The following is a 6,445-nucleotide window of genomic DNA, read 5'->3' on the forward strand; positions in this document are numbered from 1 at the left end:
CCTTTCTACTCTGCTATCTTCGCAATACGTCCCTGCTCCAAATACACTAAAAGGATAGAAATATCAGCAGGGTTAACGCCTGAAATACGAGAAGCCTGTGCAACAGAAAGCGGTCGGACTTCTTTTAGCTTTTGCTTCGCTTCAGTTGCAATCCCTTTGATGGCATCATAATCGATTCGATCCGGAATCTTTTTGTTTTCCATCTTTTTCAGCTTTTCAACTTGTTGGAGCGACTTTTCAATATAACCTTCATATTTAATTTGAATCTCTACCTGTTCACACACATCAGCAGGAAGCGGTGTGTCAGCAGGAGCTAGTTTCACAACAGATTCATAGTTCATCTCTGGACGCTTCATCAGATCACTAGCGCGAATACCGTCCTTCAATTCACTTCCACCAAGAGAACGGATATATTCCTGTGTCTCTGCTGTAGGTTTAATAATGACAGAATATAAACGTTTTTTCTCTGCTTCAATAGCCTCTTTTTTCTGTGTGAATGCTTGGAATCTCTCTTCAGAAATTAAACCAATGTTATATCCAAGTTCAGTTAATCTTAAATCAGCATTGTCATGACGCAGAAGTAAGCGGTACTCTGCACGAGAAGTTAAAAGACGGTAAGGTTCATTTGTACCTTTCGTGACAAGATCATCAATGAGAACACCGATATATGCATCAGATCGGCTTAAAATGACTTCTTCTTTACCCAATGCTTTTCTTCCTGCATTGATACCTGCCATAATTCCTTGACCTGCAGCTTCCTCATAACCAGAGGTACCATTGATTTGGCCAGCTGTATATAATCCAGAAATTTTCTTCGTCTCAAGTGTCGGCCACAATTGTGTAGGCACAATCGCATCATACTCAATGGCATAACCCGCTCGCATCATTTGTACATTTTCAAGCCCTGGAATGGTTGACAGCATTCGCTGCTGTACATCCTCTGGCAGACTTGTAGATAAACCTTGAACATACACTTCTTGCGTATTACGCCCTTCTGGCTCTAAGAAAATTTGATGTCTCGGTTTATCATTAAAACGAACCACCTTATCCTCAATAGACGGGCAGTATCTAGGGCCTGTTCCTTTAATCATACCTGAATACATAGGAGAACGGTGAAGATTCTCATCAATAATTTGATGAGTCTCTAAACTCGTGTATGTTAACCAGCATGGTAATTGATCTGTAATATATTCCACAGTTTCATAAGAAAACGCACGTGGTACATCGTCACCTGGTTGAATTTCCGTCTTACTATAATCAATCGAGTGGCTGTTTACTCGAGGTGGTGTCCCAGTTTTAAAGCGAACCAAATCGAATCCTAATTCTGCTAGATGATCCGATAATTTAATGGAAGGCTGCTGATTATTAGGACCGCTTGAATAAGAAAGATCCCCTAAAATAATGCGGCCTTTTAAGAAAGTACCAGTCGTTAGAACAACAGATTTCGCGCGATAATTTGCACCTGTTTGAGTCACAACACCTTTACATTCATCATCTTCTACAATTAAATGGTCTACCATCCCTTGTAGCATTGTTAGGTTTGGTTCATTTTCCATTGTTTTTTTCATTTCGTGCTGATATTGAAACTTATCTGCTTGCGCTCTTAACGCACGGACAGCAGGTCCTTTTCCAGTATTCAGCATACGCATTTGAATGTGCGTCTTATCTATATTTCGTGCCATTTCCCCGCCTAGCGCATCAATTTCTCTGACGACAATCCCTTTAGCGGGACCTCCTACGGACGGATTACATGGCATAAAAGCAACCATATCGAGATTGATGGTCAATACAAGTGTTTTGGCGCCCTGTCTTGCAGAAGCAAGAGCAGCCTCAACACCAGCATGACCGGCACCGACGACGATTACATCATATTGGCCAGCTTCATAACCCATTTCTTTTGTTCCTCCCTTTACTTTCCTAAACAGAATTGAGAGAATAACTGATCGATTAAGCTTTCATGAACAGCATCCCCAATAATTTCACCTAGCTGCTCCCAGCAGCGCGTTAAATCTATTTGAACAATGTCGATCGGTACATCCATTTCAATTCCTTCTAGAGCATCTTCAATCGATTGTTTTGCTTCTTGAAGGAGCGCAATATGCCTAGTATTGCTCACATACGTTAAATCTCCACTTTCAATTGAGCCTGTGAAGAATAAAGATTGAATGGCCATTTCAAGCTCATCAATCCCTTTTTCTTGTAATAAAGATGTTGTAACAACCGGACGATCCTTCGCTAACTCTTTTACCTTTTCTACTTCAAGTTTAGGCTCAAGATCTGTCTTATTGACAATCACAATAATATCCATACCTGAGACAGCCTCAAATAGCTTAATATCTTCCTCAGATAACTCTTCACTATAATTGAGCACAAGTAAAATCAGGTCAGCTTCTTTTAAGACCTGTCTTGATCGTTCGACCCCAATACGCTCAACAATGTCTTCAGTCTCACGTATACCCGCAGTATCTACTAAACGGAGCGGTACTCCTCTTACATTCACATATTCCTCGATGACATCTCTGGTTGTTCCAGGAATATCGGTCACAATCGCCTTTGTTTCCTGAACAAGACTATTTAATAAGGAAGACTTCCCAACATTTGGCCTTCCAATAATAACAGTAGATAAGCCCTCACGTAGGATTTTCCCCTGCTGTGAAGTCGTTAGAAGCGCTTCAATTTCCTTTTTCACAGATGTCGCCTTTTCAACTAAGACTCGATGTGTCATTTCTTCAACATCGTCATACTCTGGATAATCAATATTCACTTCTACATGGGCAAGTGTCTCCAATATCTCACCACGAAGACGTTTAATCAAACCGGAGAGACGTCCCTCCATTTGAGTAATTGCGACATTCATCGCACGGTCAGTTTTTGCACGAATCAAGTCCATTACGGCTTCTGCTTGTGACAAGTCGATTCTTCCATTTAGGAAAGCACGTTTTGTAAACTCACCTGGCTCCGCTAATCTCGCTCCTTCTTTTAAAGCAAGCTGCAAGACTTTATTGACCGTGACAATTCCGCCATGGCAGTTGATCTCAATAACGTCTTCTCTCGTAAATGTTTTTGGTGCTCTTAATACAGACACCATGACCTCTTCTATCACTTGCTCGGTACTTGAATCTACAATATGACCATAATGAATTGTATGAGAATCCACTGATACAAGTTTTTTCTCCTTAGGCCCCTTATACATGCGATCAGCAATCTGAACTGCATCAGGCCCACTTAAACGTATAATGGCAATTGCCCCTTCACCCATTGGTGTAGAAATTGCTACAATTGTATCCACCGCTCATTCACCTCTTTCTCTATTCAATAGACAGTCTTATATCTATTAAATGGACGTTGTCCATCTCTATATCAAAAACGCTTAATTCAAAATTTAAAGATACCATAAATGCATGCGAAGCGAAAGTAGCCCACATTTAATTATCCACAGTTTTGCACCCTGTCTATTTTAACACTTAACTTATCCACATGTGAATAACGACGTTCTAAACTTGTCTTCACATCTTACACCTAAATCCAATAAATTAAAACGCCCTTCTCCCTTTGCAACTAAGGGAAAATGACGTTTTCGATCTAAATAACACACTAACTTTTTAGAAATAAAGGAGGAATCTACTATTAAAAGGTAATTTTTCAATAAAAAAAGACTAAAATCCAGTTTTGCTGAATCTTAGCCTTTCTGCTATTTTTTGTACATCACCACAACATGACGCTTGCTGCCTGTATCTTCGGATGCCGTGGCAAGTTCTTTAGAAAATGCTGCAATCGTATCATGAACGACTTTTCGTTCATTCGAAGGCATCGGTTCTAAATGAACCTTTCTCTTCGTTTTTAAAACACGATTTGCCGTTTTGATTGCGTATTGTTCAAGTGCTTCTTGTCGTTTCTTCCTATAATCTCCAATATCAATTGTAATATGATGATACTGATCAGAATAACGATTAAACACTAACTGCACCAAGGTTTCTAAAGAATACAGTGTTTGTCCTCTTTTTCCAATCATTAATGAAGTTTTGTCTCCATCAATGTGAAAAGAGATCTTTTTCGTTTCTTTTTTCGAAACAATGTTTGCTTTAGGATCAATTGATTTAACAATTTTATCTAAATACTGTGTTGCTAATTTGAGCGCATCTCGCTTTTCTACTAACTTGACAACAGCTTGTCTTTTACCAAATAATCCTAAAAACCCTTTGTTTCCTTCATCTACTATTGTGATATCTACTTCTTCTTGTAGTAGTTGAATTTGTTTCAGTCCGGAATCTACTGCTTCTTCGACTGTGCGACCGACAGCAGTTATTTCCTTCATTTTTTGTTCCCGCCAGCTTTTTCTTTTGTATCAACTTTTACTTGAGGTGTTTTAATGACCAAAGTTTGAATGATCATGAAAATGTTACCTACAACCCAGTACAGTGAAAGTGCCGCTGGGAAACTGATTGCAAATACAATGATCATAATCGGCATCACCCAAAGCATAATCGCCATTTGAGGGTTGTCCGAAGGATTTCCAGCCATCATTAGCTTCTGCTGAATAAAAGTAGCTACACCTGCAATAATCGGTAACAGGAATAATGGATCTGGACTGCCTAAGTCAAACCATAAGAAAGTATGTTTCTTGATTTCAGCTGTTCTCATGATCGCATGATAAAAACCAATTAAGATTGGCATTTGAATTAAGATTGGGAAACACCCTGCTAATGGATTTACACCATTCTTTTGGAAAAGAGCCATTGTTTCCTGTTGAAGCTGCTGCTGTGTTTTTTGATCTTTTGAACTATATTTTTCACGAAGCTTCTTTAGTTCTGGCTGAAGTGCTTGCATTGCTTTTGTACTTCTTAATTGTTTAATCATTAATGGTAAAATGAGTAAACGAATTAAAAGAGTTACAATAATAATCGCTACACCATAGTTTTCACCAGTTAAGTTTGCCATGTAAGTGATTAATTGAGATAGCGGGTATACAATGTAAGAATTCCAGAATCCCTTACTATCTGATGTGATTGGTTCATTGATTTGTGTACATCCTGCCAATAGAACCAACACGCCAATCAAGCTAAATATTAGTAATAATCGCCTTTTCAACAAGATTCCTCCCATTACTTCAAACTTTATTTAAGTTGGAATTGATTACGAAAGTGACTCACCTAATCAGTATGGTAACATTTTTTCATTACAAAGTGGTGGTTTCATTTTAATTCACTAGATGAAGGAAGCGCTTTTAAAAATTGATTCAACGAAAGTTTCTATTACGAAGACTTTTTCGGTTGTTGTTGATAAACAGCGGATTTTCTAAATAAATGCTGGAGAGACTTCTTTGTTTCTTCAAAGGTCAATTCGCTTGCTGGTTTTCGTGCGATAACAATGTAGTCTTTTTCTTGCTTTAGCTTATGACCTTCCTCTAAGAACACCTGACGGATCAATCGTTTAATCCGGTTTCTTATCACTGCATTACCTATCTTCTTACTGACAGACAATCCTAAACGCAGTTCTTCTTGATTTGGTTGGTCCAGCTGATAAATGACGAATTGGCGATTAGCCATTGATTGACCTTTTTTGAACACTGTTTGAAACTCTTCATTTTTTTTTAGCCTGTTTCGCTTCTTCATGTTTTCTTCCACTCCGATAAAAACTGACAGTTCATTTACGATTTTATGTAAAAAAGACCACTGACATTATTCAGTGGCCTAAGCTGATAATTTTTTTCTACCTTTGCTGCGGCGTCGCTTTAAAACTAGACGTCCGTTTTTAGAACTCATACGGCTGCGGAAGCCATGAACTTTACTACGCTTACGGTTATTTGGTTGAAACGTTCTTTTCATTTATGACACCTCCCTGAGGAATAGCTGTTTAAGACAGTCTAACTCATTATATTTGTGTAACCCATCGATTGTCAATATCAATGATAAAACTCTTATTATCAACCTTATAAGCATAACACAAGTTATCAAGTGAAGAAACCTTCTTTTTTAGTTTCCAGCATTTTATTCTTTTTTTCCTTCAAAAAAACCTTCAAAACAAGGTTGTGGATATTTTTCCGGCATATTTTGACTATCCACATCCATTATCGACATTTTTTTCACACAAATAACCTATGTGGATAATTATTTTTCAACAGGATGTAAAGTGTGTGGATAAGTTTGTGACACCCATTGCACCATCTTGTTTATTTTGATATTATATTTGTGTTTTAACTCTTAATTACTTATCTGGCCTATTTATCTTATCCACAATTTGTGGATAACCTGTGGAAAGTTATTACACAGCTTGTTGAATTGTTTATCCACAACCTGTGTAATTTGTCGAAAAGACGTTTTTCTACTATATTAATTGTTTTCAACAAAGTATGTGCACGAATGGTGATGACCATTTGCTCTTTTTCGTGTTCTATAACAGTTTGATACTGGTCATTTTAAAAAGAAAAGGAGGGGGGAGAAGCCTT

Annotated in this window: 6 protein-coding genes; all 6 read right to left on the bottom strand. The window is 38.0% G+C overall.

From position 1 onward, the window contains the following. Positions 1 to 5 precede the first annotated feature (5 nt). The 6 genes from mnmG to rpmH all read right to left on the bottom strand — a co-directional run bounded on the left by mnmG (position 6) and on the right by rpmH (position 5,825). Complete coding sequence (mnmG, locus tag NSQ70_RS18935) at positions 6 to 1,892, bottom strand: tRNA uridine-5-carboxymethylaminomethyl(34) synthesis enzyme MnmG (protein WP_039169033.1); 1,887 nt, start codon at positions 1,890 to 1,892, stop codon at positions 6 to 8. Positions 1,893 to 1,909: 17 nt separating this feature from the next. Beyond that, positions 1,910 to 3,289: a tRNA uridine-5-carboxymethylaminomethyl(34) synthesis GTPase MnmE gene (gene mnmE / locus NSQ70_RS18940; RefSeq protein ID WP_256688897.1), complete on the bottom strand. Its 1,380-nt coding sequence runs from the start codon at positions 3,287 to 3,289 to the stop codon at positions 1,910 to 1,912. Between the two features lie 402 nt (positions 3,290 to 3,691). Next, complete coding sequence (gene jag, locus NSQ70_RS18945) at positions 3,692 to 4,315, bottom strand: RNA-binding cell elongation regulator Jag/EloR (RefSeq protein ID WP_035390148.1); 624 nt, start codon at positions 4,313 to 4,315, stop codon at positions 3,692 to 3,694. Continuing rightward, the gene (spoIIIJ, locus tag NSQ70_RS18950; protein ID WP_089374159.1) at positions 4,312 to 5,094 is read right to left on the bottom strand and encodes a YidC family membrane integrase SpoIIIJ; all 783 of its coding nucleotides are present in this window, start codon (positions 5,092 to 5,094) and stop codon (positions 4,312 to 4,314) included. The genes jag and spoIIIJ overlap by 4 nt, the downstream gene beginning before the upstream one ends. 158 nt (positions 5,095 to 5,252) lie before the next feature. After that, a complete protein-coding gene (gene rnpA / locus NSQ70_RS18955) occupies positions 5,253 to 5,612 on the bottom strand; it encodes a ribonuclease P protein component (protein WP_008347592.1) in 360 nt (119 codons plus the stop codon). Between the two features lie 78 nt (positions 5,613 to 5,690). Then, positions 5,691 to 5,825 (bottom strand): 50S ribosomal protein L34, encoded by a 135-nt coding sequence (gene rpmH, locus NSQ70_RS18960; RefSeq protein WP_008360908.1) that lies wholly within the window; start codon positions 5,823 to 5,825, stop codon positions 5,691 to 5,693. Between the last annotated feature and the right edge of the window lie 620 nt (positions 5,826 to 6,445).

The sequence above is a fragment of the Bacillus sp. FSL R5-0397 genome, assembly GCF_038593395.1.
In the GTDB taxonomy this organism is placed as follows: Bacteria; Bacillota; Bacilli; order Bacillales; family Bacillaceae; genus Bacillus; species Bacillus altitudinis.

Bases quoted from the DNA above. Each gene is read 5' to 3' on its own strand.
- mnmG (WP_039169033.1), bottom strand. From the start codon at position 1,892: ATGGGTTATGAAGCTGGCCAATATGATGTAATCGTCGTCGGTGCCGGT.
- jag (WP_035390148.1), bottom strand. From the start codon at position 4,315: ATGAAGGAAATAACTGCTGTCGGTCGCACAGTCGAAGAAGCAGTAGAT.
- rnpA (WP_008347592.1), bottom strand. From the start codon at position 5,612: ATGAAGAAGCGAAACAGGCTAAAAAAAAATGAAGAGTTTCAAACAGTG.
- rpmH (WP_008360908.1), bottom strand. From the start codon at position 5,825: ATGAAAAGAACGTTTCAACCAAATAACCGTAAGCGTAGTAAAGTTCAT.